General features: G+C 70.9%; 20 protein-coding genes and 2 pseudogenes. 11 read left to right on the forward strand and 11 right to left on the reverse strand.

Annotation, left to right across the window (positions count from 1 at the left end):
* The first annotated feature begins 70 nt into the window (after positions 1-70).
* The 5 genes and pseudogenes from ACIQRL_RS00650 to ACIQRL_RS00670 all read left to right on the forward strand — a co-directional run bounded on the left by ACIQRL_RS00650 (position 71) and on the right by ACIQRL_RS00670 (position 5,525).
* The gene (locus ACIQRL_RS00650; RefSeq protein ID WP_401325139.1) at positions 71-1,441 is read left to right on the forward strand and encodes an ABC transporter substrate-binding protein; all 1,371 of its coding nucleotides are present in this window, start codon (positions 71-73) and stop codon (positions 1,439-1,441) included.
* Positions 1,438-2,373, forward strand: a complete 936-nt coding sequence (locus ACIQRL_RS00655; protein WP_401325141.1) for a carbohydrate ABC transporter permease — start codon at positions 1,438-1,440, stop codon at positions 2,371-2,373. The genes ACIQRL_RS00650 and ACIQRL_RS00655 overlap by 4 nt, the downstream gene beginning before the upstream one ends.
* A pseudogene (locus ACIQRL_RS00660) lies at positions 2,373-3,225 on the forward strand (carbohydrate ABC transporter permease). The gene ACIQRL_RS00655 and the pseudogene ACIQRL_RS00660 overlap by 1 nt, the downstream one beginning before the upstream one ends.
* Positions 3,222-4,211 carry a zinc-dependent alcohol dehydrogenase family protein gene (locus tag ACIQRL_RS00665; protein ID WP_401325144.1) on the forward strand — a complete coding sequence of 330 codons (990 nt, stop codon included), beginning with the start codon at positions 3,222-3,224 and terminating at the stop codon, positions 4,209-4,211. Before ACIQRL_RS00660 ends, ACIQRL_RS00665 begins: the two are co-directional and overlap by 4 nt.
* A 105-nt stretch (positions 4,212-4,316) precedes the next feature.
* Entirely contained in the window at positions 4,317-5,525 is a 1,209-nt protein-coding gene (locus ACIQRL_RS00670) for a TerD family protein (RefSeq protein WP_401327967.1), read from the forward strand.
* A 107-nt stretch (positions 5,526-5,632) separates the two neighbouring features.
* Here ACIQRL_RS00670 and ACIQRL_RS00675 read toward each other — a convergent pair whose 3' ends face one another.
* The 5 genes from ACIQRL_RS00675 to ACIQRL_RS00695 form a co-directional block, all read right to left on the reverse strand.
* Positions 5,633-6,874 carry an RNA polymerase sigma factor gene (locus ACIQRL_RS00675; RefSeq protein WP_401325147.1) on the reverse strand — a complete coding sequence of 414 codons (1,242 nt, stop codon included), beginning with the start codon at positions 6,872-6,874 and terminating at the stop codon, positions 5,633-5,635.
* Entirely contained in the window at positions 6,871-7,227 is a 357-nt protein-coding gene (locus tag ACIQRL_RS00680) for a YciI family protein (RefSeq protein ID WP_401325150.1), read from the reverse strand. Before ACIQRL_RS00680 ends, ACIQRL_RS00675 begins: the two co-directional genes overlap by 4 nt.
* A gap of 293 nt (positions 7,228-7,520) precedes the next feature.
* Positions 7,521-9,104: a TROVE domain-containing protein gene (locus ACIQRL_RS00685; RefSeq protein ID WP_401325153.1), complete on the reverse strand. Its 1,584-nt coding sequence runs from the start codon at positions 9,102-9,104 to the stop codon at positions 7,521-7,523.
* Positions 9,105-9,623: 519 nt separating this feature from the next.
* Positions 9,624-11,081: an alkaline phosphatase PhoX gene (locus ACIQRL_RS00690; RefSeq protein WP_401325156.1), complete on the reverse strand. Its 1,458-nt coding sequence runs from the start codon at positions 11,079-11,081 to the stop codon at positions 9,624-9,626.
* Positions 11,082-11,328: 247 nt separating this feature from the next.
* A complete protein-coding gene (locus ACIQRL_RS00695) occupies positions 11,329-12,753 on the reverse strand; it encodes a hypothetical protein (protein WP_401325159.1) in 1,425 nt (474 codons plus the stop codon).
* A gap of 419 nt (positions 12,754-13,172) precedes the next feature.
* On the opposite strand from ACIQRL_RS00695, the gene ACIQRL_RS00700 reads away from it, so the two are divergent.
* Complete coding sequence (locus ACIQRL_RS00700; RefSeq protein WP_401325162.1) at positions 13,173-14,999, forward strand: endonuclease/exonuclease/phosphatase family protein; 1,827 nt, start codon at positions 13,173-13,175, stop codon at positions 14,997-14,999.
* A gap of 171 nt (positions 15,000-15,170) precedes the next feature.
* Here ACIQRL_RS00700 and ACIQRL_RS00705 read toward each other — a convergent pair whose 3' ends face one another.
* Both ACIQRL_RS00705 and ACIQRL_RS00710 read right to left on the reverse strand, forming a co-directional pair.
* Positions 15,171-15,902 carry an SRPBCC domain-containing protein gene (locus ACIQRL_RS00705; RefSeq protein WP_401325165.1) on the reverse strand — a complete coding sequence of 244 codons (732 nt, stop codon included), beginning with the start codon at positions 15,900-15,902 and terminating at the stop codon, positions 15,171-15,173.
* Between the two features lie 604 nt (positions 15,903-16,506).
* Positions 16,507-17,121 (reverse strand): annotated as a pseudogene (locus tag ACIQRL_RS00710) (ArsR/SmtB family transcription factor); the annotation flags it as partial.
* A gap of 206 nt (positions 17,122-17,327) precedes the next feature.
* Here ACIQRL_RS00710 and ACIQRL_RS00715 point away from each other — a divergent pair.
* Complete coding sequence (locus tag ACIQRL_RS00715) at positions 17,328-18,488, forward strand: YihY/virulence factor BrkB family protein (protein ID WP_401325168.1); 1,161 nt, start codon at positions 17,328-17,330, stop codon at positions 18,486-18,488.
* Positions 18,489-18,942: 454 nt separating this feature from the next.
* Here the strand turns inward: ACIQRL_RS00715 and ACIQRL_RS00720 are convergent, their stop codons facing one another.
* Entirely contained in the window at positions 18,943-19,605 is a 663-nt protein-coding gene (locus ACIQRL_RS00720; protein WP_401325171.1) for a hypothetical protein, read from the reverse strand.
* Positions 19,602-19,775, reverse strand: a complete 174-nt coding sequence (locus ACIQRL_RS00725; RefSeq protein ID WP_401325174.1) for a hypothetical protein — start codon at positions 19,773-19,775, stop codon at positions 19,602-19,604. The genes ACIQRL_RS00720 and ACIQRL_RS00725 overlap by 4 nt, the downstream gene beginning before the upstream one ends.
* 225 nt (positions 19,776-20,000) lie before the next feature.
* Between ACIQRL_RS00725 and dapA the strand changes: the two genes are divergently transcribed.
* Positions 20,001-21,008, forward strand: a complete 1,008-nt coding sequence (gene dapA, locus ACIQRL_RS00730) for a 4-hydroxy-tetrahydrodipicolinate synthase (protein WP_401325177.1) — start codon at positions 20,001-20,003, stop codon at positions 21,006-21,008.
* An 11-nt stretch (positions 21,009-21,019) separates the two neighbouring features.
* Here dapA and ACIQRL_RS00735 read toward each other — a convergent pair whose 3' ends face one another.
* Together ACIQRL_RS00735 and ACIQRL_RS00740 are read right to left on the reverse strand one after the other, a co-directional pair.
* The gene (locus ACIQRL_RS00735) at positions 21,020-22,219 is read right to left on the reverse strand and encodes a WD40 repeat domain-containing protein (protein ID WP_401325180.1); all 1,200 of its coding nucleotides are present in this window, start codon (positions 22,217-22,219) and stop codon (positions 21,020-21,022) included.
* Positions 22,216-22,785 (reverse strand): SigE family RNA polymerase sigma factor, encoded by a 570-nt coding sequence (locus ACIQRL_RS00740; RefSeq protein ID WP_401325183.1) that lies wholly within the window; start codon positions 22,783-22,785, stop codon positions 22,216-22,218. The genes ACIQRL_RS00735 and ACIQRL_RS00740 overlap by 4 nt, the downstream gene beginning before the upstream one ends.
* Before the next feature lie 231 nt (positions 22,786-23,016).
* On the opposite strand from ACIQRL_RS00740, the gene ACIQRL_RS00745 reads away from it, so the two are divergent.
* From ACIQRL_RS00745 to ACIQRL_RS00755, 3 genes are all read left to right on the forward strand, one after another.
* Positions 23,017-23,625, forward strand: a complete 609-nt coding sequence (locus ACIQRL_RS00745) for an ArsR/SmtB family transcription factor (protein ID WP_401325186.1) — start codon at positions 23,017-23,019, stop codon at positions 23,623-23,625.
* The gene (locus ACIQRL_RS00750) at positions 23,622-24,920 is read left to right on the forward strand and encodes an MFS transporter (protein ID WP_401325188.1); all 1,299 of its coding nucleotides are present in this window, start codon (positions 23,622-23,624) and stop codon (positions 24,918-24,920) included. The genes ACIQRL_RS00745 and ACIQRL_RS00750 overlap by 4 nt, the downstream gene beginning before the upstream one ends.
* Before the next feature lie 114 nt (positions 24,921-25,034).
* Positions 25,035-25,538: a hypothetical protein gene (locus tag ACIQRL_RS00755; RefSeq protein ID WP_401325191.1), complete on the forward strand. Its 504-nt coding sequence runs from the start codon at positions 25,035-25,037 to the stop codon at positions 25,536-25,538.
* Positions 25,539-25,781: the final 243 nt, after the last annotated feature.

Genomic DNA, 25,781 nt, shown 5'->3' on the forward strand with positions numbered 1-25,781 from the left:
ACTCACCCGCTCCGGGGCGCCCTTACGCCTCACACCGCCCCTTATCTCCCCATTCCTCCAGGAGTGATCCATGCGAACCCCGAGCCGACGGAGGCCGCGCGCACTGCTCGCCGCGGCCGCCGCAGGGACGCTGCTCTCCCCGCTCCTCTCCGGCTGCTGGACCGGAGCGGGCGGGTCGGGCTCCGGCGGGAACTCTATCAACGTCCTGATGGTCAACAACCCGCAGATGGTGGAGTTGCAGAAGCTCACCAAGGCCCACTTCACCCAAGAGACCGGCATCAAGGTGAACTTCACCGTCCTGCCGGAGAACGACGTCCGCGACAAGATCAGCCAGGACTTCGCCAACCAGGCCGGCCAGTACGACGTCGCCACCCTGTCCAACTACGAGATACCGATCTACGCCCGCAACGGCTGGCTGCACGAGATGGACTCCTACGTCCGCCACGACAGCGCGTACGACGAGCAGGACATCCTGAAGCCCATGCGGCAGTCGCTGACCGCCGCCGACGGAAAGCTCTACGGACAGCCGTTCTACGGCGAGTCGTCCTTCCTGATGTACCGCAAGGACGTGTTCGCCGCGAAGGGTCTGACGATGCCCGCGCATCCCACCTGGGAACAGGTGGGCAGGCTGGCCTCAGAGGCCGACGGCGCCGAACCCGGCATGAAGGGCATCTGCCTGCGCGGCCTGCCCGGCTGGGGCGAACTCATGGCTCCGCTCACCACCGTGGTGAACACCTTCGGCGGCACCTGGTTCGACAAGGACTGGAAAGCGCGCCTGGACTCCCCCGAGTTCAAGAAGGCCACCACCTTCTATGTGAACCTCGTACGCGCGCACGGCGAGTCCGGCGCGGCCCAGTCCGGCTTCGCCGAATGCCTCAACAACATGACCCAGGGCAAGACGGCCATGTGGTACGACGCCACCTCCGCCGCGGGCCTGCTGGAGGCCAAGGACTCCCCGGTCAGAGGCAAGCTCGGCTACGTCCCGGCGCCGGTCGAGAAGACCGCCTCCTCCGGCTGGCTCTACACCTGGGCCTGGGGACTCCAGAAGGCCTCGCACAACTCGGACAAGGCCTGGAAATTCATCTCCTGGGCCTCCAGCAAGCAGTACGAGCAACTGGTCGGGAACACCACCGGCTGGTCCGACGTCCCGGCGGGCAAACGCGCCTCGACGTACACGAACGCCGCCTACCGCAAAGAGGCCGCGGCCTTCCAGGACATGACCCGCGCGGCCATCGAGGGCGCCCGGCCCACGGACCCCGGCGTCCAGCCGCGCCCCGCGCCCGGCATCCAGTTCGTCGGCATCCCCGAGTTCACCGACCTCGGCACCAAGGTCTCGCAGGAGATCAGCGCGGCCATCGCCGGACGCCAGTCGGTCGACTCCGCGCTGAACAGGTCCCAGAAACTCGCCGAGAAGATCTCCAAGGAGTACGAGGGCCGATGACCGCCACGACAACGGCCCGCGTGGCCGCGCCTCCCGTACGAGCCCATCGGCAGCCGTCCGCCCGGCTGCGCGCCTGGGCCACCCGCGGCCCGCTGCTCCCGGCCCTGATCTTCATGATCGCGGTGACCCAACTGCCCTTCGTGGCCACGCTGGTGATCTCGTTCTTCGACTGGAACGCCCTCTACCCGAAGGCCCGCCATTTCACCGGCTTCGGCAACTACTCGGACGTCCTGAACGACTCCGATCTGCGGCACTCCGTCTGGACGACGATCCTGCTGACCGTCACCGTCGTCCTCGTCAGCCTGGTCCTCGGCCTGGTCCTGGCCCTGCTCCTGGACCGGAGGTTCAGAGGGCGCGGCATCGTCCGCACGCTGCTGATCGCACCGTTCCTGGTGGTCCCGGTCGCCGCGGCCCTCCTCTGGAAGCACGTGCTCTACAACCCCGAATACGGCCTGCTCAATGGGTTGTTGCACTATGTGGGCGGCCCACAGCCCGACTGGATCTCCAACACCCCGCTGCTCGCGGTCGAGGCCTCCCTCATCTGGCAGTGGACGCCGTTCATGATGCTGATCCTGCTCGCCGGCCTGCAGAGCCGCGACCACCAGCAGATCGAGGCGGCCCGGGTGGACGGCGCCAACGACTGGCAGGTCTTCCGCCACCTCACCCTGCCGCACCTGCGCCGCTATCTCGAACTGGGCGCCCTGCTGGGCTCGATCTACATCGTGCAGAACTTCGACGCCGTCTTCACCCTCACCTCCGGCGGCCTCGGCACCGCGAATCTGCCCTACACCGTCTACCAGAGCTTCTACCAGGCCCACGAGAACGGCCTCGCCTCCGCCGCGGGCGTCCTGGTGGTCATCGGCTCGATCGTCATCGCGACCTTCGCGCTGCGCGTGGTGTCGTCCCTGTTCCGCGAGGAGGGGTCCCGCTGATGAGCGCCACCACGACACGCGTCCGCCCCCGCCGCGCCAAAGGAGCCGGCCTCGGCCTGGCGGCCTGGGTGCTGGGCATCGTGTTCTTCCTGCCCATCGCCTGGATGGCCCTGACCTCCTTCCACTCCGAACCGGACGCGGCCAAGAACCCGCCGTCCTTCGGCGCGCCCCTGACCCTCGACGGTTACCGGGAGTTCTTCGGCACGGGCGGCGGCGCGAGCCCCTGGCCCGCGATCGTCAAACTCCACCGTGGCGTCGGTGGTGTCCACCCTGTGCGTCCTGCTGCTCGCCCTCCCGGCCGCGTACGCGCTCTCCGTCCGGCCGGTCAAGAAGTGGACGGACGTCCTGTTCTTCTTCCTGTCGACCAAGATGCTGCCCGTGGTGGCGGGCCTCCTGCCGATCTACCTCTTCGCCAAGAACACCGGCATGCTCGACAACATCTGGCTGCTGGTCGTTCTCTACACCTCCATGAACCTGCCGATCGCGGTGTGGATGATGCAGTCGTTCCTCGCCGAGGTCCCCATCGCGGTGATCGAGGCCGCGCAGATCGACGGCGCCCGGCTCCCGACGGTCCTCACGCGCGTGGTGGCCCCCATCGCCCTCCCCGGTATCGCGGCGACGGCCCTGATCTGCTTCATCTTCAGCTGGAACGAACTGCTCTTCGCCCGGGTGCTCACGGGTGTCGTCGCCGAGACCGCCCCCGTGTTCCTGACCGGATTCATCACCAGCCAGGGCCTGTTCCTGGCGAAGGTGTGCGCCGCGTCGCTCGTCGTCTCCCTGCCGGTGCTCGCCGCGGGGTTCGCCGCCCAGGACAAGCTGGTCCAGGGCCTGTCGTTGGGAGCCGTGAAATGAAGGCCGCAGTCATCGAGTCCGTGGGCCGTGCCGTCGTGGCCGAGGTCCCGGACCCGACCCCGGGCCCCCGTGAGGTCGTGGTCGAGGTCGCCGCCTGCGGCCTGTGCGGCACCGATCTGCACATCCTCCAGGGCGAGTTCGCACCCAAGCTGCCGATCGTGCCCGGCCACGAGTTCGCCGGCGAGGTGGTCGGCGCGGGAAGCCAGGTCACCGAGCTCGCGGTCGGCGACCGGGTGGCCGTCGACCCGTCCCTGTACTGCTACGAGTGCCGGTACTGCCGTACGGGCCACAACAACCTCTGCGAGCGGTGGGCCGCGATCGGCGTGACCACCGCGGGCGGCGCCGCCCAGTACGCGACCGCCCCCGTCGCCAACTGCGTCAAGCTCCCCGAACACGTCAGCACCCAGGACGCGGCCCTGATCGAACCGCTCTCCTGCGCCGTCCGCGGCTACGACGTCCTGCGGTCCCGGCTCGGCGCCCACGTCCTGATCTACGGCTCCGGAACGATGGGCCTGATGATGCTGGAGCTCGCCAAGCGCACCGGCGCGGCGAGCGTGGACGTCGTCGACGTGAACCCCGAACGGCTGACCACCGCCCGGCTGCTCGGCGTCTCCGGGGCTGCGGCGAACCCCGACGAGCTGGACCGCCCGCGGGGCTGGGACGTGGTCGTCGACGCGACGGGCAACGCGGCCGCGATCCAGGACGGCCTGGACCGGGTGGCGAAGGCGGGCACCTTCCTCCAGTTCGGCGTGGCCGACTACGCGACCCGGGTCACCATCGACCCGTACCGCATCTACAACCAGGAGATCACCATCACCGGCTCGATGGCGGTCCTCCACAGCTTCGAACGCGCCGCGGAACTCTTCGCGGCGGGCGTCCTCGACCCTTCGGTCTTCATCAGCGACCGCCTCCCCTTGACGAGCTATCCCCAGGCTCTGGAACAGTTCGCGTCGGGCGTGGGCCGCAAGATCGTCGTCGTGCCCTAGAAGCGAGTCCGAGCGGCGGGGGCGAAGCAGGATATGCCCCCGCAACTCACCCTTGAGTAAGGGAACGGTAAAGCGGCTTTGCTCGTTACCCCAGTCATGACAGCTATGACCCCCGGCTCGAACATCCCACTCCCCGTCTCCCGCGTGACGGTGGACGTCACCGCCCCGGTGCGGCTCGACGTGTCGAGCCTGCTGCTCACCGCCGACGGCAAGGTCCGCTCCGACGCCGACTTCATCTTCTACAACCAGCCCACCGGCCCCGGCGTGACCTACCGCTCGGGCGGCGGCACGGCGCCCGACGCGATCACGGTCGACACGGCCGCGGTCCCCCCGGGCATCGAGAAGATCGTCGTCACGGCGAGCCCCGACGCGGCCGGCCAGTCGTTCCAGGGCATCGAACCCACCGCGACGATCCGCAACGCGGACGACAACACGGTCCTGGCCACCTTCACCCCGCCCCAGCTCGGCGCGGAGACGGCCCTGGTGATCGTCGAGGTCTACCTCCGCAACGGCGCCTGGAAGGCCCGCGCGGTCGGCCAGGGCTACGCGAACGGCCTGGCGGGCATCGCCACCGACTTCGGCGTGAGCGTCGAGGAACCCGCCCCGGCCGCCCAGCCCGCCCCCGCGCCGCAGCCCCGGGTGACACCCCCGGCCCCGCCCGTGGCCCCCCGCGTCACCGCCCCGCCGGTGCCGGCCGCTCCCCCGGCTCCCCCCGTGGCCGCCCCCGCCGCCACCGGCAAGATCAACCTCGACAAGGGCCGGGTCAGCCTCCAGAAGAACCAGACGGTCTCCCTGGTCAAGGGCGGCAGCCCGTTCCTCGCCAAGGTCCAGATGGGTCTCGGCTGGGAGCCCGCCTTCCGCGGCAAGGACATCGACCTGGACGCCTCGGTCATCGCGTACGGCCCGCAGCGCAACCACATCGACAGCTGCTACTTCGGCAAGCTCTCCATCGTGAACGGCGCGATCAAGCACTCCGGCGACAACCTCACGGGCGAGGGCGGCGGGGACGACGAGGTGATCACGGTCGACCTCGGCCGCCTCCCCCAGGAGGTCACCGGCCTCGTCTTCACGGTCAACTCGTTCTCCGGCCAGAAGTTCACCGAGGTGGCCAAGGCCTACTGCCGCCTCCTGGACGCCGCCACCGGCGAGGAACTCGTCCGCTTCGACCTCACCAACGCCGAGGCCCAGACGGGCGTCATGATGGCCAAGCTGATCAAGCAGTTCTCCGGCGAATGGGAAATGACGGCGCTGGGCGACTTCGTCAAGTCCCGCACGGTCCGCGGCATGGTGAAGCCGGCGGCCCAGTCCCTGTGACGGGCCCTCCCCCTGAGGCTCCGCGCGTCCGCGGCCGACAACAGCACGCGGAAGGGGCCGTGCCGGTACGTCCCTGACGTACCGGCAGGGCCCCCCACCCGCCACGGTCAGAGGCCGGCCAGCCGCCTGCGGAGGAAACCCCGCTCCCGCTCGTTGTCGACGAGCTCCAGCGCGGCCCGGTAGGCCGCCGCCGCCTCGGACGTCCGTCCGAGGCGGCGCAGCAGGTCCGCCCGCGCGGCCGGAAGCGGGTGGTAGCCGCGCAGGGCATCGGCGTCCAGCGCGTCCAAGGCCACGAGACCGGCCTCGGGACCGTCCCGCATGGCCACGGCCACCGCCCGGTTCAGGGCGACGACCGGCGACGGGGACATCCGCAGCAGCACGTCGTAGAGCGCCACGACCTGCGGCCAGTCGGTGGTGGCGACGTCGGCGGCCTCGTCGTGCACGGCGGCGATCGCCGCCTGCACCGCGTACGCGCCGAAGCGCGGCCTGGACAGAGCGGCGACGACGAGGCCGCAACCCTCGGTGATCCGGTCGGCGTCCCACAGAGTACGGTCCTGGTCCTCCAGCGAGACCAGTTCCCCGGCGGAGTCGACGCGGGCGGCGCGGCGGGCGTCGACCAGCAGCAGCAGTGCGAGGAGCCCGCTCGCCTCGGGTTCGCCGGGCAGCAGCCGGTGCAGGATGCGGGCCAGCCGGATCGCCTCGTCGGCGAGGTCGGCCCGCACCAGGTCCTCGCCCGCGCTGGCGGCGTAGCCCTCCGTGAAGATCAGGTAGACCACCCGGAGCACACCGGGCAGACGCCCGGCCAGTTCATCGGCCTCGGGCACCCGGAAGGCGATCCGCGCGTCACGGATCTTGCGCTTGGCCCGCACGATCCGCTGCGCCATCGTGGTCTCCGGCACCAGGAAGGCCCGCGCGACCTCAGGGGTGGACAGCCCGGCCAAGCACCGGAGTGTCAGCGCGACCTGGGCCTCGACGGACAGTGCGGGATGGCAGCAGGTGAAGAACAACCGCAGCCGTTCGTCGGGGAGGCCGTCGCCCTCCCGCTCGGCCACCGCGGGGACGAACTGCTGCCGGGCCTCGACCTGCAGGACCGCGAGCCGAGCGGCGAGGGTTCTGTCCCGCCGCAGCCGGTCGACGGCCTTGCGCCGCGCGGTGGTGAGCAGCCATGCCACGGGGACCGACGGCACCCCCTCGACGGGCCAGCGTTGCAACGCCGCCTCGACCGCCTCGGACGCGACATCCTCGGCGAGGTCGAGGTCACCGAACTGGCGCACGAGCAGGGCGAGCAGCCGACCCCGCTCCTCGCGGAACACCGCCTCGACCGTGCCGGCCGCCCGCCCCCCGGTCATGACAGGTCGAAGTCCTGGATCGGGCGCACCTCGACCCGCCAGGCCCGGGCTCCCGGGCAGCGGGCGGCCCAGTCGATCGCGGCGTCCAGATCGGGGAGGTCGAGGATGTAGTAGCCGCCCAGATACTCCCGGGTCTCGGCGAAGGGCCCGTCGGTGACGATGCGCTCCCCGCTCGCGTCCATCTGGACGGAGGTGGCGGTCTCGAAGGAGTCCAGCACATTGCTGTCGACCATGACTCCGGCGTCGTACACGGCCTTGTGGTAGGCCATGAACGCCTCCATGAGGCCTTGGCCGGCGTCGGCCGTCTCGGGTTCGGCGTCCTGGGTGCCGATGATGAGCAGCATGTATTTCATGGTGGACTCCCTTTTCGTCGGTTCGTGTGCGGCCCGTGAGGCTGCAACATCACCATGACGAACGGCGAGGCCGCGGATCGACAGCCCGTAGAAAGAATCTTCGGACCCCTGCGTCCCCAGGGCGGAACCCGCGGCCCCGCAGTACGGCCCCCGCCCCCACACTGCGGACCCCCCGTCGCGCACGACGGAACCAGTTCACGACGGGACCAGTTCACCACGGACCGCGTTCACCACGGACCCCTTCACGGCCGAACCCGTTCACGGCCGGCGAGGGGCCGCGGCCTCGCGAAGCGCTACCCGGCCCACGGCCAGTCCGCGTCCCGCGCCGACTCCAGGAGCGGCACCAGCCGGAAAGCCGCGTCCGAGAGCCCGCCGAAGGTGTGGCGGTTGGCCTTTCCGGACGGGCCGTGGCCCGCGCGGTAGCCGGCGAGGTTCCAGGTGTAGACCGGTACGTGCGCCGGAACCTGCTCGGTCGGGTCGCCGTAGTGGCTGTACGCGGCCTGCTCGTCGGTGACGATCAGGACCCGGTCGTGCTTCTTGTAGTGCGCGCGCACCGCCTCGCTCGTGTTGGTGCCGCCGAGGTCACCGAACCGCCCGATGACCTTGAGCACCGACTCGCCCGCGCTGAACTCCACCGGCTTGCTGGTGGTGCCGAACTCGACGAGGTCCGCGTCCGCCGCCCGCAGCGCGAGCGCCGTGCCGAAGATCGCCGCCGCGTCGGCCCGGTTGAGCTCGGAGCGCTCCGACAGCCGCGAGTAGAACATCGAGCCCGAGCGGTCCACGAGCACCAGGGTCCGGCCGGGCAGCGCGGGCACGTTGGCCAGCGAGTGGCCGAGCGCCTGCTCCAGCGGGTACGACCAGCGCAGCGACGGCGCGTGCTGGTAGGCCGCGAGGTAGCGGAACGGGAACTGTCGCGAGCGCGCGACCTCCGCCGGGTCGCTGATCTTCGCGGCGACCCGGGCCGCCACCTCGTCGCTGACACCGGCCTCGTCGAAGTTGCGCAGGTTGCGGACGAGCGCCATCGCGCCCATGGACGGGATGACGGCCTCCCAGGCCGCCTTGTCCATCGGTCCCTGCAGCCAGCCGGCCAGCGCCTCCCAGGTCATGCCCGCGTCCGCCAGGCGCTGCGCGCCCTGCGCTCCGGTCACGACCTTGCGCCGCTTGGCGGGCCGCAGCGCCATCAGGTCGCGATGCGCGACGACCATGGGCAGCGACTTGGGAACGACGGCCGTGTCCGGGTTGTGGCGGCGGTCCAGCGCGTACTGGAACAGGTCGCCCTGCCACGGCTTGGCGGGGTCCGGCGCCGCGTGCACGAGGTTGAGGATGTCGCCGAAGCGGTATCCCTTGGACGCGGTGTCGTACTTCAGCAGTGACTTGCCGCTGTAGAGACGTCGTACGGCGTCGGCCACGCCCCGCTTGACGGGCTTGGGCACGTTGCGGCCGTACTGGGAGGTCCAGTAGGCGAGCAGCTCGCCCGGCTCGTCCGGACGGCGCAGTACGGAGGCGATGACCTGCCGGTTGGCGGGACCGTCGGTGGCGCCCGCGTCCAGGCGTGCCTTCACGTACTCGGCCGCGCCCACGAGGGCGGCGGTGCGCAGGTTGCCCTCGCCGCGCAGCCAGCCGAGGAGGGCGGCGGTCCAGGACGGATCGGCGACGGCGAGCTCGCGCACCAGCGCGGCGAAACGGTCGTCGCGGGCCGCGCCGGCCTCGTAGAAGGTCTGCTGCGAGACGAAGTTGGCGATCGACAGGAGGAAGAGCTCGGAGCGCGCGTCGCGCTCCTGGCCCCGGCCGCCCTGGTGCGTCCGCAGCACACGGCCGGTGGACGTCACGCGCGAAGTGGGCTGCGCCTTGGCCGCCTTGGTGTTGAATCGTGCCATGGTGAATTCCCCCGAATTCTTTCTACGACGGTGACGTCGCGTTTCGGAGGGAGGCACAGCAAATGGAGGGTGTCCGAGATCAGGAGTGGCGACGGTTGCTGTTCACCCGGCGCGTCTTCCATTTCCGCCACACCGACCCGAAGTCGATGACGGGATTCGAACCCGCAACATACCGTGTCCCGAAGTATCCGCTGCCTTCGCACCGGGCACCCACCATGAGCTGCGCCTCCCGAGATCAAGTCGGCTGCGGCGTGGATTCTTTGAAAGAGAAGTAGCCGCGGCCCGCGCACCGGGAGGTGCATGAAGTTGTGGTGTCCAGAGTTCAGGTTCGGCGGAACCGACGTAGGTGCTCTAACCCCTGAGCTACACCGGCGCGTTGTACCGGTGGCGGGACTCGAACCCGCGGCCGCCCCATTATCAGTGGAAGTAGGTCCTGCCTTCGCACCTGGACAAGCATCACTTTAGGAGGGCGGCCGCGCGTCGGGCGAGCGAATTGATTCCGTTGGGACCGGCGGGAGTTCAGCCGCGCTTCTGGCGCTTCCAGGGGCCGGTGATGGCCAGCATGATGCCCGGTTCCTGGATGTTGGCGAAGAGGGTCCGGCCGTCGGGCGAGAAGGTGACGCCGGTGAACTCGCTGTACTCCGGCGCCTCGGCGGTGCCGTTGTTGAGCTCGTTGCGGGCGATCGGGTACGTGCGTCCGCTCTCGGTGGCGCCGAAGAGGTGCTGGATTCCCTCGCCGTCCTCGGCGATGACGAGGCCGCCGTACGGGGAGACGGTGATGTTGTCGGGGCCGTCGAAGGCGCCGTCGACGGACGGGCTGGGGTTCACGCCGATGAGGACCTTCAGCGTCAGGGTGCGGCGCTTGGGGTCGTAGAACCAGACCGCTCCGTCGTGCGCCTGGCCGGGGCTCTCGGTACGGGCGTAGGAGGAGACGATGTAGACGCCGCCGTCGCCCCACCACATGCCTTCGAGCTTGCGGGCGCGGGTGACCTGGCCGTCGGTGAACTGCTTGCGGACGGAGACGCTCCTGGCGTCACGGTCCGGGACGTCGACCCAGTCCACGCCGTAGACCGTGCCGGTCTTCGTGGCGCGGGAGAGGTCGTCGACGAACTTGCCGCCGGAGTCGAAGCACTTGAAGGCCTGGAGGGCCCCGGCGTCGTCGGCGAGGGTGGCGAGCTGTCCGTGGCCGTGCTCGAAGCCCTGCGGAGGCGTCCAGCGGTACAGCAGGCCGTTGGGGCCCGAGGCGTCCTCGGTGAGGTAGAGCCGGTCGCGCTTGGGGTCGACGACGACCGCCTCGTGGGCGTACCGGCCGAGTGCCTTGATCGGCTTGGGGTTCCGGTTGCGGCGGCGGTCGGCGGGGTCGACCTCGAAGACGTAGCCGTGGTCCTTGGTCATACCGTTCTGGCCGGCCTTGTCCTCGGTCTCCTCGCAGGTGAGCCAGGTGCCCCAAGGGGTGTTGCCGCCGGCGCAGTTGGTGGAGGTGCCGGCGATGCCGACCCACTCGGCGACCTGGTCGTGGCGGACCTCGACGACCGTGCAGCCGCCGGACGCGGCCGGGTCGTAGACCAGGCCCTCGGTGAGCGGCACGGGATGGGTCCAGGCGGCGCGGGGGCCCTTGAGCTCGTGGTTGTTGACGAGGAGGGTGGCGCCGCGCGGGCCGTCGAAGGTGGAGGTGCCGTCGTGGTTGGACGGCGTGAACTCACCCGAGTCCAGTTTGGTACGGCCGCTGTAGGTGATGACGCGGTAGGAGAACCCGGCGGGCAGCGAGAGGAGGCCCTTGGGGTCCGTGACGAGCGGGCCGTAGCCGACGCCACCGTGCCGGGCCTCCGCCGAGTCCTCGCCCGCGCCGTCGGTCTCCGTCTCCGTGGCGGCGAGCGCGTTGGGGGCGGTGGCGAGGGCGCCTACGCTGCCGACCAGGACGACGCCTGCCCCGGTGATCGCGGACTGCCTGGCGAAGTCCCTGCGAGTGAGCGACATGTGATGTCTCCTGTGACGGTGGACTCGGACTGTCGTGCGGGGCGGGCGGCGACCTCGGTTCGCGGCCACACCGTCCCGCCCCCGCTTGAACGCGAGTTGAACGCGCGCCGACTTCAGAGGTCCCGCTTCCATGAATCCACCCGACCGGCGCAGGGGAACGCTCGGCTCCGCGGAGCGATCCGCCCTCGCCCGAGTCACCTCACCGATGCCCGCGCCCCGCGCCGGAGTCACCTCACCTGTGCCCGCCTCACCCGCCCTGTTGCGACCGGGCCTTGAACGCCGCCTTACGGGCTTCCTTGGCGACCTTCTTGTCGGGGTGCAGCCGGCCCATCGCCTCCAGGACGTCGGGGGCGGCGGGGTGCTCGACCCGCCAGGCCGTGTCGAAGAAACCGCTGTGCTGCCGGGCCAGGCCCTCGACCAGGGCCTGGAGCTCGTCGGAGTTCCCTTCGGCGGCGAGCTGCGCGGCCACCGTGTCGATGGTGAGCCAGAAGACCATCGCCTCGGACGGCGGGGGCACGTCGGACGCGCCGCGCTCGGAGAGCCAGACCCGGGCGAGACCGCCCAGTTCGGCGTCGCCGAGCACCTCGCGCAGGGCGGGCTCGGCCTCCATGCCGACCAGCGCGAGAGCCTGCTGGCAGTGCAGGCGGCGCAGTGGGGCACCCGTGTCGGCGCCGCGCGCCGCGGAGAGCAACTCCTGTGCGGCGGACAGCGGTTCGCGCCGGGCGAGCCACTGCTCGATCTCGGCCTGCGCGGCTGTCGGAGGGAATCCGGCCGTGCCGTCCAGCAGCGTGTCCGCGCCCTTGTCGGTCAGCTCGCCCACGGCGGGGGCGGAGAAGCCCGCCTCGATCAGCCGGGCGCGCAGCCCGTACAGACCGAGCGGTGTCAGGCGCACCACCCCGTACCGCGACACGTCCATGTCCTCGGCAGCGGCCGGCTCCTCGGCGGCGGCCGCCATCAGGGTCTCGTCGACGGGCTGGAAGGCGACGAGACCGATGGGCTCCAGCAGCCGGAACTGCTCGTCGAGCCGCATCATGGTGTTCGAGACCTGCTCCAGGACGTCGTTGGTGGGCTCCCCCATGTCGTCGGGCAGGACCATCGAGGCGGCCAGCGCGGGCAGCGGCACCGGCACCTCGCCGAGCGCGTCCTCGCCGACGGTGAGCAGGTACAGGTTGCCGAGCACTCCGTCGAGGAACTCGGACTCCGCCTCCGGGTCCCAGTCCAGCGTGGAGAGGTCGATCTCGCCCTCCTCATCCATGGCGTCGACGAGATCACCGAGGTCGGGCACGCTCGCGTCGGCGAGCACGATGTCGAGCGCGCCGAGCCAGACGCCGAGCACGTCCTGCGGGGCGCCGGAGGTGAGCAGGGCGAGGTCCTCGCCCACGGTGACGGTGCCCTCCTCCTCGTCCATGATCTCGACGAGTCCGGCGTCGACGGCCACCCGCCAGGCCTCACTTGCGAGGGCGGCCGCTTCCTCGCCGGACAGGCCGAGGACGCCGGCCGCCTCGGGAAGCTGTTCCTCGACGAGTTCGCCCCCCGCGCCGACCCGGGTGCCGGGGCCCGCCCAGCGGGCCAGTCGCGCGGCGCGGGAGAGCAGCGGCGCGGTGAGCGCGTCCCGTGCGAGCTGCGCCTCGGAGTGCAGCCGCACGGGCGGCAGGGAAGAGCTGTCTGACATCGGCTGAGTTCTCCTCCGAACAACCACGACGAACAGAGCTGGCAGGGCAAGCGGTTCAGGCGGGGCCTTCGCCCGGAGCCGCGCCGGACGACGGCGGGCACCGTCGGCCGCGGCGGGCACCGGACCCTGCCGGGCGCCGGCGGACTCGGGAATCCGAAGGCGGCCCGGTACATCCGTGCCAACTGCTCAGCCTAGACGGATTTCCACCCATGCCGCCCGGTTCATGTATCCGACAGGTCTCGTACACCGTCGAAACCTTGACAACTCCCCTCGCTACAAACGAGATTGACGCGCGTAGAAGTTCAACGGCCCAGTGGTCCACCCTCTTCTACGCGCGTCACCGGCCCGCACGCAGGTCGCGCTCCCCCCACCAGTCCACCCTCGTCCCGACGCTCACGAACGTCCCCGGAGGGATTCCCTTGCCGAGCAAGAGAACCGCGCGCATCGGCGCGCTGACCGTCGCCGCGGTCTGTTCCACCGTCTCCGCCGTGGTGCTCACCACCCCGGCCCAGGCGGACACCGTCCACATCCACGACATCCAGGGCACCACCCGGACGTCCCCCCTCGCGGGCACGAAGGTCACGGACGTGGCCGGCATCGTCACCGGCGTACGGACCTACGGTTCGTCCAAGGGCTTCTGGTTCCAGGACCCCACCCCGGACGCCGACCCCGCCACCAGTGAGGGCGTCTTCGTCTTCACCAGCTCCGCCCCCAAGGTCGCCGTCGGCGACTCCGTCACGGTGACGGGCACGGTCTCGGAGTACGTCCCGGGCGGCGTCTCCACCGGCAACCAGTCGGTGACGGAGATCGGCAAGCCGACGGTCACCGTCGTCTCCAGCGGCAACGCCGTCCCGGCCGCGACGGTCGTCGACGCGAAGTCCGTGCCGGACGTCTACGCTCCCGCCGGCGACACTGCCGCGAGCGGTTCGGTCAACGCGCTCACCCTGGAGCCGAAGCGGTACGCCCTGGACTACTACGAGTCCCTCGAGGGCATGAACGTCCAGGTCGCCGACACCCGTGTGGTCACCGCCACCGACCCGTACACGGAGCTGTGGGTCACGGTGAAGCCGCACGAGCACGCCACCCGCCGCGGCGGCACGATCTACGGCTCGTACACCTCGCAGAACACGGGACGGATACAGATCCAGTCCCTCGGCGCGACCGCCGACTTCCCGACCGCGAACGTCGGCGACAAGCTCACCGGCACCACGGCGGGTCCGCTGGACTACAACCAGTTCGGCGGCTACACGCTCGCCGCCAACCAGCTGGGCACCCTGAAGAAGGGCGGCCTGGAGCGCGAGACGACGCGCAAGCAGTCTCGCGGCGAGCTGGCGGTGGCGACGTACAACGTCGAGAACCTGGACCCGGGCGACGCGACGTTCGCGGCCCACGCGTCCGCGATCGTGAACAACCTGCAGTCGCCCGACATCGTGTCCCTGGAGGAGATCCAGGACAACAACGGCGCGACGGACGACGGCACGGTCGCCGCCGACCAGACGGTGAACAAGCTGATCGACGCGATCGTCGCGGCGGGCGGCCCGAAGTACGACTGGCGCTCCATCGACCCGGTCAACGACCAGGACGGCGGCGAGCCCGGCGGCAACATCCGCCAGGTCTTCCTCTTCAACCCCGAGCGGGTCTCGTTCACCGACCGCGCGGGCGGCGACTCGACGACCGCCGTCGGCATCACGAAGGTGCACGGCAAGGCGCAGCTCACCGCGTCCCCGGGCCGCGTCGACCCGGCCAACACGGCCTGGACGAGCAGCCGCAAGCCGCTCGCGGGCGAGTTCGTCTTCCGCGGCCACACGGTCTTCGTGATCGCCAACCACCTCAACTCCAAGGGGGGCGACCAGGGGCTGACCGCGCAGTACCAGCCCCCGTCGCGCAGCTCGGAGACCCAGCGCCATCTGCAGGCGACGGCGGTGAACTCCTTCGTCGACGAGATCCTGAAGACGCAGAAGAACGCCGACGTGCTCGCCCTCGGCGACATGAACGACTTCGAGTTCTCGGACACCACCAAGATCCTCGAAGGTGACGGCGACCTCTGGTCGGCGATCAAGTCGCTGCCGAAGAGCGAGCGTTACACGTACGACTACCAGGGCAACCAGCAGGTCCTGGACCAGATCCTGGTCAGCCCGTCGATTCGCAGGGGCTGCGACTTCGACTACGACAGCGTGCACATCAACTCGGAGTTCTCCGACCAGATCAGCGACCACGACCCGCAGGTGCTGCGGTTCCGTCCGTAGTCAGCCAGGTACGCGTAGTCGCTCAAGTACGCGAGAGCCCGGCCCTTTCGTCCGGGGGGCCGGGCTCTTCGTCTGCCCCCGGACGTCCCTCGGGGCCGGGCTCTTCGCGCTGGTGGGGACTCCCGCGGCACGGGGCTCATGGCCCCGCGCACGGATTCGCGGCCGCACGGGTCAGACGGTGAAGACCCCGTCGAGCCAGCCCTTCCAGGCGGTCTCGTCGGCCTTGGCGTCGGCGTCGGGCGCGAAGTCGTGGACGCTCATGCCGACCGGCGCGCCCCATCGGCCGCGCCCGAAGAAGCGGACGAGCGCGTTGTCGGTGCGCAGCCCGAGGAAGTACGGGTTGCGGTAGTCGACCACGGCGTCGAAGGCCCCGCCGTCGGGCCCCTCGACGCGGACCCGCGCGCCCTCGGCGGTGTCGTCCGCGAGACCGAGCGCCCGTCCGACGGCGGCGAAGGCGTCGGCGGCCGCGGACTCGTCGGGCCCCTGGAACGTCGCGAAGGCGACCGGGCGGCCCGCGAAGTGGGTCACGTACTCGCGCAGGGTGTGCAGATAGAAGTCGGTGTGCTTGTCGGCGCCGTCGTACTGGTTGTCCCAGTCGTCGGTGAAGATGCCGCTGTGCACGTACCGCACCCAGGAGCGCCGGCCGTCGTCGCGGGCCTCGATGGTGTGGTCGATCTGGTTGAGGCTCTGCGTCGGCATCGGGAGGTCCTCGCTGCGCACGGTCAGCCGGTGCGGCGGGTCCCAGGCGGTGATGACGCTGCCGAACGGGCCGGCCCCGCCCTCGCGGGGCTCGTACTCCATGGGCCACAGCCAGCCGCCGCTGCCGCTGGTGATCGCGTCCCACATCTGGCCGGGCGGCACGTCGACCTCGTACTCGCGGGCGATCTCGAATTCCTTGGACATGATGACGACTCCTGAATGATCAGTGGGCGGCTTCGCGGCCTGCGGGGGCTTCCACGGCTTCGGATCCAGCCACGGCTTCGGTTCCGGCCGTGACTTCGGTTCCAGCCGTGGCTTCGACTCCGGCCGTGGCTTCGACTCCGGCCGTGGCTTCGACTCCGGTTGTGGCTCCGGAGCCGGTTGTGGTTTCTGCTTCCGCCACGGCTTCGGGTCCAGCCGCGGTCTCGGATCCGGCCGTGGCCTCGGATCCAGCCGCGGCTTCGGCTCCGGTTGTGGCTCCGGAGCCCGTCGCGGTTTCTGCTTCCGCCACGGCCTCGGGTCCAGCCGTGGCCTCGGATCCAGCCGCGGCTTCGGCTCCGGTTGTGGCTCCGGAGCCCGTCGCGGTTTCTGCTTCCGCCACGGCCTCGGGTCCAGCCGCGGTCTCGGATCCGGCCGCGGCTTCGACTCCGGTTGTGGCTCCGGAGCCGGTTGTGGTTTCTGCTTCCGCCACGGCCTCGGGTCCAGCCGTGGTCTCGGATCCGGCCGCGGTCTCGGATCCAGCCGCGGCTTCGACTCCGGCCGTGGCTTCGACTCCGGTTGTGGCTCCGGAGCCCGTTGCGGTTTCTGCTTCCGCCACGGCCTCGGGTCCAGCCGTGGCTTCCGGTTTGACCGTGGGGTGGACGGCTACGACGATCCGGTGCGGGCGCCCGTCCTTCGCGTCGCCGTCGTGGTACTTGCGGACGAGCGCGCCGACCCCGGCCGTCAACTCCTCGATGAACGCGGCCCGGTCGGCGGCCGACGCGAAGGTCACCTCGCCGTCGAGCGCGTACGTCGCCAGTCGTTTACGGGCCTTCGCGGCGCCGGTGACGAGCGAGCCGACGTCCCGGACGAGCCGGGCGCCGAGCGCGAGCAGCCAGCGAGCGGACAGCTGGTCCCGGAAGCGGTCCGGATCGGGCTGTACGGCGGACAGCGCGAGCGGCGAGATGACATACGACGCCGCGGTCGCGCGCATCAGCCGCTCGGTGACATTGCCCTTCCGACGCTCGCCCGCCAGCTCGACCAGACCGTGCCGCTCCAGCGTCTTGAGGTGGTAGTTCACCTTCTGCCGGGGCAGGCCGACCTTGCCGGCCAGCATGGCGGCCGACGCGGGTCCGGCGGCCAGTTCGGCCAGCAGCCGGGCCCGTATGGGGTCCAGCGACACGGCGGCGGCCTCGGCGTCCTCGATCACGGTCACGTCCAACATGACTCCACCGTCCCACCGAAAACTTTTTTTGTCCAGACGGTTTGGATCGTCGGCGGGTCGCATGCTCCTGCGGGCCTGGGTTCCCGGGAAGCCGGGGAGTCCGGCAGATCGGGGCGCCCGAGGCCGGGGTTCCCGGGAGCCCGGGTCCGTGCGTCCGGGATGGCACCGGCGGGCTTCAGCGACGCGATTCGGGCAACACGGCGGTCATGGACGAGAAGCGACCGGAATCGAAGCAGCGAGCTCTTCCGGACATGGACTCCGGTCCGGACACGGACTCCGGCACCGGCACCGGCACCGGCACCAAGACGGGCAGGGACACGGGCACGGGCACGGTGACGGCGGGGCCCGCCGGGAAGGACGGCCCTGCCAAATTGCCCGCTCGGGCGCGGGCGGCCGCGGTGTGGCGCACGGCGAAGGAGTTCCGGGACGACGAACTCGCCGACCGCGCCGCCGCGTTGACCTACTACGGCGTGATGTCGTTGTTCCCCGCGCTGCTGGTGGTGGTGTCCCTGCTGGGCGTCATGGGGCAGCGCGTCACGGACAGACTCCTCGACAACGTAGGGGACTTGGCGCCGGGCCCGGCGCGCGAGATCCTTCGTGACGCGGTGGCGCAACTGGGCGACAGCGGCGGCACGGGCGGCGTGCTGGCGATCGTCGGACTGCTCGCGGCGCTGTGGTCGGCGTCCGGATACGTCGGCGCGTTCATCCGCGCGTCCAACGCGGTGTACGACCTGCCGGAGGGCCGTCCGGTCTGGAAGGTCACGCCGTTGAGGCTGGCGCTCACCGTCACGCTGATGCTGCTTCTCACCGGGAGCGCGATCATCGTGGTGCTCACCGGGCCGCTGGCCGAACGGGCGGGCACCGCGATCGGGCTCGGCGACGCGGCGATCACGGCGTGGTCGATCGCCAAGTGGCCCGTCCTGCTGGTGTTCGTGGAGCTGATGATCGCGCTGCTGTACTGGGCGGCTCCCAACGTCTCGGGCCGCGGCTTCCGTTGGTTCAGTCCGGGCAGCGTGGTCGCGACCCTGATCTGGCTGACCGCGTCTGCGGGCTTCGCCGTCTACGCCGCCGGCTACGGCTCGTACAACAAGACGTACGGCACGCTCGCGGGCGCCATCATCTTCCTCGTGTGGCTCTGGCTCACCAACCTGGCCATCCTCCTGGGCCTGGAGTTCGACGCCGAGCTCGCCCGCCAGCGCGCCATCACCCTCGGCCGTCTCCCGACCGAGGAGCCCTACGTCGAACCCCGCGACACCCGCAAGTGGCCCCCGCGGCTGCAGGCGCTGCGCGCGGCCCGGGGGAAGGTGGAGACGGGAATCGTGCCGCTCGGCAAGAAGGTCGAGCGAGACACCGCCGGGCGCCTGTGACGCCAGGAGCGCGATTCCGGGACTCTGAGGTGCGGGACCGTGCCAGAACCGCGGTAGCCAGAACCGCGATGTCAGGATCATGGCGTCAGATCTGCGGGCCGGGGCTGCGTGCCCGGGCGGTGCATCGGGGCCGAGGACCGGGCTGGGCGCCAACGCGGGGTGCTGGGCGGCGCGTCGGGGCCGCGCGCCGGCGCGGTGTTCTGGGGCGGCGCGCCGGGACTGTACACCGTGCCTGCGGGCCGGGACCTACGCACCGGACCTACGGGCCGGACCTACGGACGCACGATGCGGTGGCGGACCGGACACCGGTCCGCCACCGCATCGCTCCCCTCCGGCTCCTCCGGCGAACCTCAGCGGCGCCCTCGGTGACCGCTGTACCGCCTTCGGAGCGGGCTCGCGGCGAGGACCCGCCTCCGCTCGCTCGCCGAGGCTCGGGTACCCGGAGCGGCCCGTGCTATCCCTGCGATCCCCGGTCGTGCAGGCGGGCCAACTGACTCTGGAACCAGTCGAGTCGGGCTTGGAGCAGCGCCGCCTCGGCGACCAGTTCCGACACCCCGAGACCGGCCGCGACGACCACGGGGCCGCCGGCGGCCCGGACCCGCAGGCCCTCCCCGGCCAGCCGCGCGAAGGAGGCGAGCGAGAGCGACGTACGTCCGCCTACGCAGCCCGCGCAGGCGGACGTCAGGGCGCGCCAGCCCGGTCGCCCCCAGCCCGCGTCGGCCAGCGCGACGGCCACGGCGCCGCAGCCGCAGGGCCCGACGGTGGCGCCGCGCACCCGCTGACGGGCATAGCGGAAACCCCGCTCGAAGCGGATGTAGGCGCCGAGGACCGAGACTTCGAGGAGAACGGCGGCGCGGTGTTCGGCGGTGCACAGCATCGCCTCGGCGACGGCCGAATCATGCACGCAGTGGAAGCCGCAGTCGCAGCGGCGGTGCGGCGCGCGGTGGCGCCGCCCGTAGACGCAGCGCGCCTCGTCCAGCACTCCGTACGGCAGCGCGCCGCCCAGCGATACGCCGGTGAACCCGGCCCGGGTGCCGTCCTGGGACAGCACCGGGTGGGCGATCTTGTATCCGGTCGGCGGCTCCGTCGGGCGTTCCTCGGGGAGCCGCAGCCTCATCGTCCGGCCGGAACCTCTTCGGGCACGGATGCCTCCGACTCCTCGATGATCTCGGGGAGTTCGAACGCGTCCGCGTGTGCGTGGGCCTGTTCCTCCGCGACTCCGGTGGCGAGTGCCTTGCCGAGCCTCATGACGCCTCCCGCTCTGCCGACGACTGCCGTCCAGGTCATGGTGACCCATGAAGGCCCGGTTCGGCACCAGTGCCTCGACCCGGCCCCGGCGGCCCCGGCGGGCCACCTCCACGCCGAGGGACACCACGGCTCCACCTCTCGGCCGCCTCCCCCTCCGCTCCATCCCCATCTGCCTCCGCATCACCGAAAGACGTAGCATCCGTTATCGATATCTCGTAGAAGATTTAAGTGGAGCTTCATAGTGGGGCGCCCGACACTCTTTCCATGACCGTTCCGAGAACCCCTCCCCCGACCGCCACCCCCACTCCCACGAACGCCACCCCCACTCCCCCGACCGCCGTCACCACCCCTCCGGCCGCCCCGCACGCGACGCGAGCGGTCCCTCGCTTCGGCCGCGCGCTCTGCGCGATGATCACGCCGTTCACGGAGGCGGGTGCGCTGGATGCCGAGGGCGCGCAGCGGCTCGCCGAGCGGCTGGTGGACGAGGGGTGCGACGGGCTGGTGCTCTCCGGGACGACGGGCGAGTCGCCGACCACGACGGATGCCGAGAAGGCCGCGCTGGTGCGGGCGGTGCGCGAGGCCGTCGGTGACCGGGCGTCGATCGTGGCGGGGGTGGGGACGGCCGACACCCGGCACACCGTGGAGCTGGCCCGCGCGGCCGAGAAGGCGGGTGCGGACGGGCTGTTGGTGGTCGCGCCCTACTACAGCAGGCCCCCGCAGGACGCGGTCGAGGCGCACTTCCGGGAGATCGCGGACGCCTCGGGGCTGCCGCTCGTGCTGTACGACATCCCGGGCCGCACCGGGACCCGGATCGAGCCGGAGACGGTGATCCGGCTCGCGGAGCATCCGCGGATCGTGGCGGTCAAGGACTGCGCGTACGACCTCCTGGGCACGCAGAAGGTGCTGGCCCGCACGGAGTTGGCGTACTACGCGGGCTGCGACGAGTACGTCCTCGCGCTGTACGCGATCGGCGCGGCCGGGTACATCAGCACGGTCGCGAATGTGGCACCCCGTCAGTTCCGGTCGATCCTGGACGCGTTCGACGCCGGGGACACCGCCGGGGCGGCCCGGGGCCAGCGACAGGTGCTCCCGCTGGTCGAGTCGATGATGGCGGCCGGACTGCCCGGCGCGGTCACGGCGAAGGCGGTGCTCGACTCCCTCGGGCTGCCCTCCGGTCCGGTGCGAGCGCCGCTGCGGCCCGCCGACCGGGAAGCGGTCGACGGGCTGCTGGCGGCTCACCGAGAGGCGGTGGGCACTGAGCGGTGGACGTGACGGATCGATGCTCAGCGGGCGCTGAACAGGGTTTCCCATGAACCCAGTTCGGTCACCATCTGGGGGCCGTAGGCGGTGAGCGGCACGACCCTGGAGGTGCCCAGAGTGAGCAGGGCGAGCCGGTGCGGGTTGTCCTTCAGGGGGCTGTTCTCAAAGACGATGAGCCGCTTGTTGTCCGCCCAGGCGAGCAACTCCATGTTGTCGGGCACCTTGGGCACCGGCCGGCCGGTGGTCATGTCGGTCACCCCCGACGGATTGACCAGGAACTTCCTGTCGGGCGAATATCCGGCGTAGTCGAGCTCGAACTTCTTCTCGTGCGCGGGCGTGGCCACCTTCCTGCCCGACAGATCGTGGTACAGGCGGTGGGCTTGGCTGGTGATGTGCTCGTAGACCAACGAGGCGTCGATGTTGAAGCGGAAGTCCCGGCGGTCGCCCTCCGAGTGCCCCCACTGATCCTTCCAGTCCGGCGCCCGGTGCCACGCGGAGTGCCCCGAGGCCACGTCGATGACACTGAATCCGGTCCTGCAGGGCACTCCGTTCAGCATGTAGCCCGCTTCGCCGTTCGGTCCGCTGGTCTCGATCCTGCGGTTCCAGTAGCGCCGGTCCGGATTCTTCGAATAAGTCGTCGCGACGATCTTCTTGCCGTCGGGCGAGAGCGCGACACCGGCGACGCCCTGCGGAACCGGGAACCAGCGGTCCACCTTGCCGGTCGTCAGGTCGAGCAATCCGACGCGCTGGGCGGGGAGCCGACGTTCCAGGACGGCCGCGGTCCGGGAGCCCGGGGCGGTGTCCATGACGGACCATCGGGTGTCCGTGACGTACGTACCGGTCCGCTGGTCCAGCCGATGGTAGGTGCGGGTGTAGATCTCGTCCTTGTCGGGCTGCTTCACCATCGACTTGATGACGAAAGCGGCGAGCACGGTGTCGCCCGCGGCGACCATGCTGCGCGGCGGGTACTGGTCGGGGTGGGCGATGATGTCGCTCCGGTTCATCCGGCTCGCCGGGCGCACGTCGTCCCCGCCGCTGTCGAACCGAGGAACGGCCACCGCCAGGGCGATGGCGGCCGCGGTCGCCGCCGCGGCTGCGGCGATCGTACGGGTCCTGCGGCGCCTGCGGACGGCGAGCACGCGGTCGGCGAATCCGGGCGATGCAGACGTCCCGTCCTCGGCCTGCTCCCGGAGCGTGTCGCGCAGGAGTTCTTCGACGTTCACCTGCGTACCTCCACGGGCGAGAAGTCACGGGACGGCGGCTGCGGGTGGTGCTCCCGGCCGAGCGCGGCCAGTTCGGGAGCTAGTGTCCGCAGCCGGGCGAGCGAGCGGTGCGTCGTGGAGCGGACGGTGCCGACGGAGCAGCCGAGAAGCCGGGCCACATCGGCCTCGGGCAGATCCTCGAAGTAGCGCAGGACGAGCACGGTGCGCTGCCGCGCCGTGAGCCGGGCCAGCGCACCGCGCATGACGACCCGCAGTTCGGCGGCCGCCGACGCGTCCGTGCCAGGGTTGACCTGGGCGGACGTCTCAGGCGGTTCGGCGACGCTCAGTTCACGTCTCGGCCACTTCAGCCGCCAGCGGCTCACCTGCTGCCGGTACAGAATCTGCCGTACGTACGCCTCGGGTTCGTCGATCCGGTGCCAGCGACCCGCGGCCTTGATCAGCGCGTTCTGCAGCAGGTCCTCGGCGGCGTGCCGGTCCCCGCCGCTGAGCAGCACGGCTGTCCTCAGCAGCGCGGACGACCGGTTCGCCACGAACTCCCGGAAACTCTCCTGGCCTTCGGCATCCATCGTCACCTTCTCTTCCCCGGCGGCCCCTCGCGACCCACCCCTGTGCCCCGGATGACGCGCCCCACCACCCCCCGCTATGCCTCCCTCGACGAACCGGCCGAAAGAAGGGCTCCCGCCCCCGGTCCGGTGTCCTCTGCCCGGCCGGGTGAGCCGGCCACGGGGCCCGGCGCTTCCGGAGACGGTAGACGTGAGACTTGCCTCTCACAAAATATGAGAGGAAGCTCTCACGTCATGGACTCCGGTAATCGTCTGGGCGATATCGAGATCACCGACCCGCGGACAATGCGGGCGCTGGCGCATCCGGTGCGGCTGGCGATCCTTGAACGCCTGCAGCGGCACGGGCCGGCGACGGCCACACAACTCGCGCCCGAGGTGGGAGCGACCCCCTCGGTGACCAGCTGGCATCTGCGGCATCTGGCGGCCTTCGGGCTGATCCGCGATGCCGAGCCGGGCCCGGATCGCCGACAGCGACGGTGGGAAGCGGTGGCCCGGGGTTTCCGGTTCGAAGCGCCGGCGGATCCGGACGACGAGGAGGGCAGGTCGGCTGCTCGGACCCTGACCCGGGAGATGTTCCTGCGGGCCGGAGAGTTGCCGAACCGATGGGCCGAAGAGGTCGAGCCCGGGCTCGATTCCGTGTGGCGGCGGCTCGCGGGTCTGGCCGGCACCCGCATCGTGGTCTCCGCCGACGAGCTCGCCGCCGTCGAAGACGCGATCGAGCGTGTTCTCGCGCCCTATGTGACACGTGACGAGGCCGCGCGGCCTGCCGACAGCCGCGGTGTCCGGCTGCTGCGTTACGTTCTGCCGGAGAGCGCCGAGGAACAAACCGGCGGGACTCCATGACCGCCGCGGACCAGGAATTACCCGTGCCGCTGTGGCGTGACCGGCGGTTTCGCCGGTTCTGGGCGGGTCAGACGGTGTCGCAGTTCGGCGACCGGATCACGGAACTGGCCCTGCCGCTGATCGCCGTGAGTGCGCTGCACGCCTCAGCCGATCAGGTGGCCTGGCTGACGGCGCTCATCTGGACCCCGAACCTGTTCGGGATCGTCCTCGGTGCCTGGGTCGACCGCCGGATCCACAAGCGGCGCCTGATGGTGCTCGCCGACCTGGTGCGCGCCACCGTACTGCTCTCCCTCCCGGCCGCCCGTCTGGCGGGAGCGGTGACGCTGGGCCAGTTGTACGCCGTGGCCCTGCTCACCGGCGCCGCAGGGGTGCTGTTCAACACCGCCTATCCGCCCTTCTTCGCCCAGTTGGTGCCTCGGTCGTCCTACGTCGACGCGAACAGCAGGCTCAGTGCGAGCCGGTCCGCGTCGTACGTCGCCGGTCCGGCGATCGGTGGCGGTCTGGTCCAGGCGTTGACCGCTCCTGTCGCCGTCGTCGTCGACGCCCTGACGTTCCTGGCGTCCGCGCTCCTGGTCGGCCGGATCCCGATCGACGAACTCCCGGCCGCCCATGACCCGGCGGCCCTCTCACTGCCGGGGCGCGCAAGGGAGGGGCTGTCGTTCGTCCTCCGTCACCCGGTCCTGCGCGCGAGCCTCGGGTGCGCGGCGACCCTCAACTTCTTCACCTTCGTCGCGGGCAGCGGGCTGGTCGTCCTGTTCGCCAGCCGGAGCCTCGGACTGACCGCGGGAGTCATCGGCCTGGCGTTCGGGATCGGTGCCACCGGCTCGCTGCTGGGCGCGGTGCTCGCACCGAGGATCTCGAAAACGCTCGGCGTCGGCCGCAGCATCGTCGTGGGCACTGTGCTGTTCCCTGCGCCGATCGCCCTCGCCGCCGCCGCGGGCGGCCCGCTCTGGGTTCGCGCCGGAGCCCTGGCCGCGGCCGAATTCCTGTCCGGCGTCGGCGTCATGCTCTTCGACGTCAACCTCAACTCCCTTCAGGCGGACGTGATCCCCGATGGCATGCGCAGCCGGGTCGCCGGTGCGTACAGCACCGTCAACTACGGGCTGCGTCCGGTGGGCGCCCTCCTCGGAGGCCTCCTCGCCACCCACATGGGCCTCCGGGTCACCCTCGTAGTCGCCGGCGTCGGCGGGACGCTGTCGCTGCTCTGGCTGCCGGCCTCGCCGATACCGGGCGTCCGCTCCCTGGCTCCCGGTCGTCCGACAGCCCCGGCCGACGTCTCTCACCCGGACGCGTGACCACCGTCCCGCCCGCTCCTCGCCGTCCCTGCCGCCCTCGCCGTGCCTGCCGGGACGTTCCGGGCCGGAGGAAAATCCCCGTTCCCCCGGCCCGGCGTCCTCTACCGTGACCCGATGAGCCGACCCTTGCTGTTCCTCGACGTCGACGGCCCGCTCAATCCGTACGCGGCGCAGAAGGAGCGTCGGCCCGCGGGGTACACGACGATCCGGGTGGCCCTGCATCCCGGGCGGCCGTTGCGCGTGTGGCTCCACCCCGGCCACGGCCGTGCCCTCCTCGGCCTCGGCTACGACCTGTGCTGGGCCACCACGTGGATGGACGCCGCCAATCGCTGGATCGCCCCGGTGATCGGCCTGCCCGAACTCCCCTACGTCGACTTCACCGGCGCCCTGTTCGCCGAGCGCCCCGACGGCGTCCACTGGAAGACGGACCGCATCGTGGCCCACGCCGGGGGCCGCCCCTTCGCCTGGGTGGACGACGAACAGGGCCCGGCCGACGAGGCGTTCGTCGCCGCCCGCCATGCCGCACCGGCACTGCTGCAGCACGTCGACCCACGACTGGGCCTGCGCGAGCCGGACTTCGAGGCCCTGGCGGCTTTCGCCGCGAGCCTGGACGCCTAAAGGCCGGCCCAACCCGACAGCACCGTGGGTACGAACCGCGGCCGCGGCCGCCTTCGTGGCTCACTCGATCAACCGCCTCAGGATTTCCCCATGCCGAGCACCCTCGGTTTCCACCTGGGGCTCGGCTTCCGTCCGACCGGCGAGACGAGTGGGAGTCAGACGGTCGGCGAGCTGGACTTGTCCTGGCCCGGCCCCGAGGCTGCGGAACGCTCCCGAAGCGGCTCTCACACACGAGCGCCCTCC

This window comes from Streptomyces sp. NPDC091209 (genome assembly GCF_044757755.1).
Classification (GTDB): Bacteria; Actinomycetota; Actinomycetes; order Streptomycetales; family Streptomycetaceae; genus Streptomyces.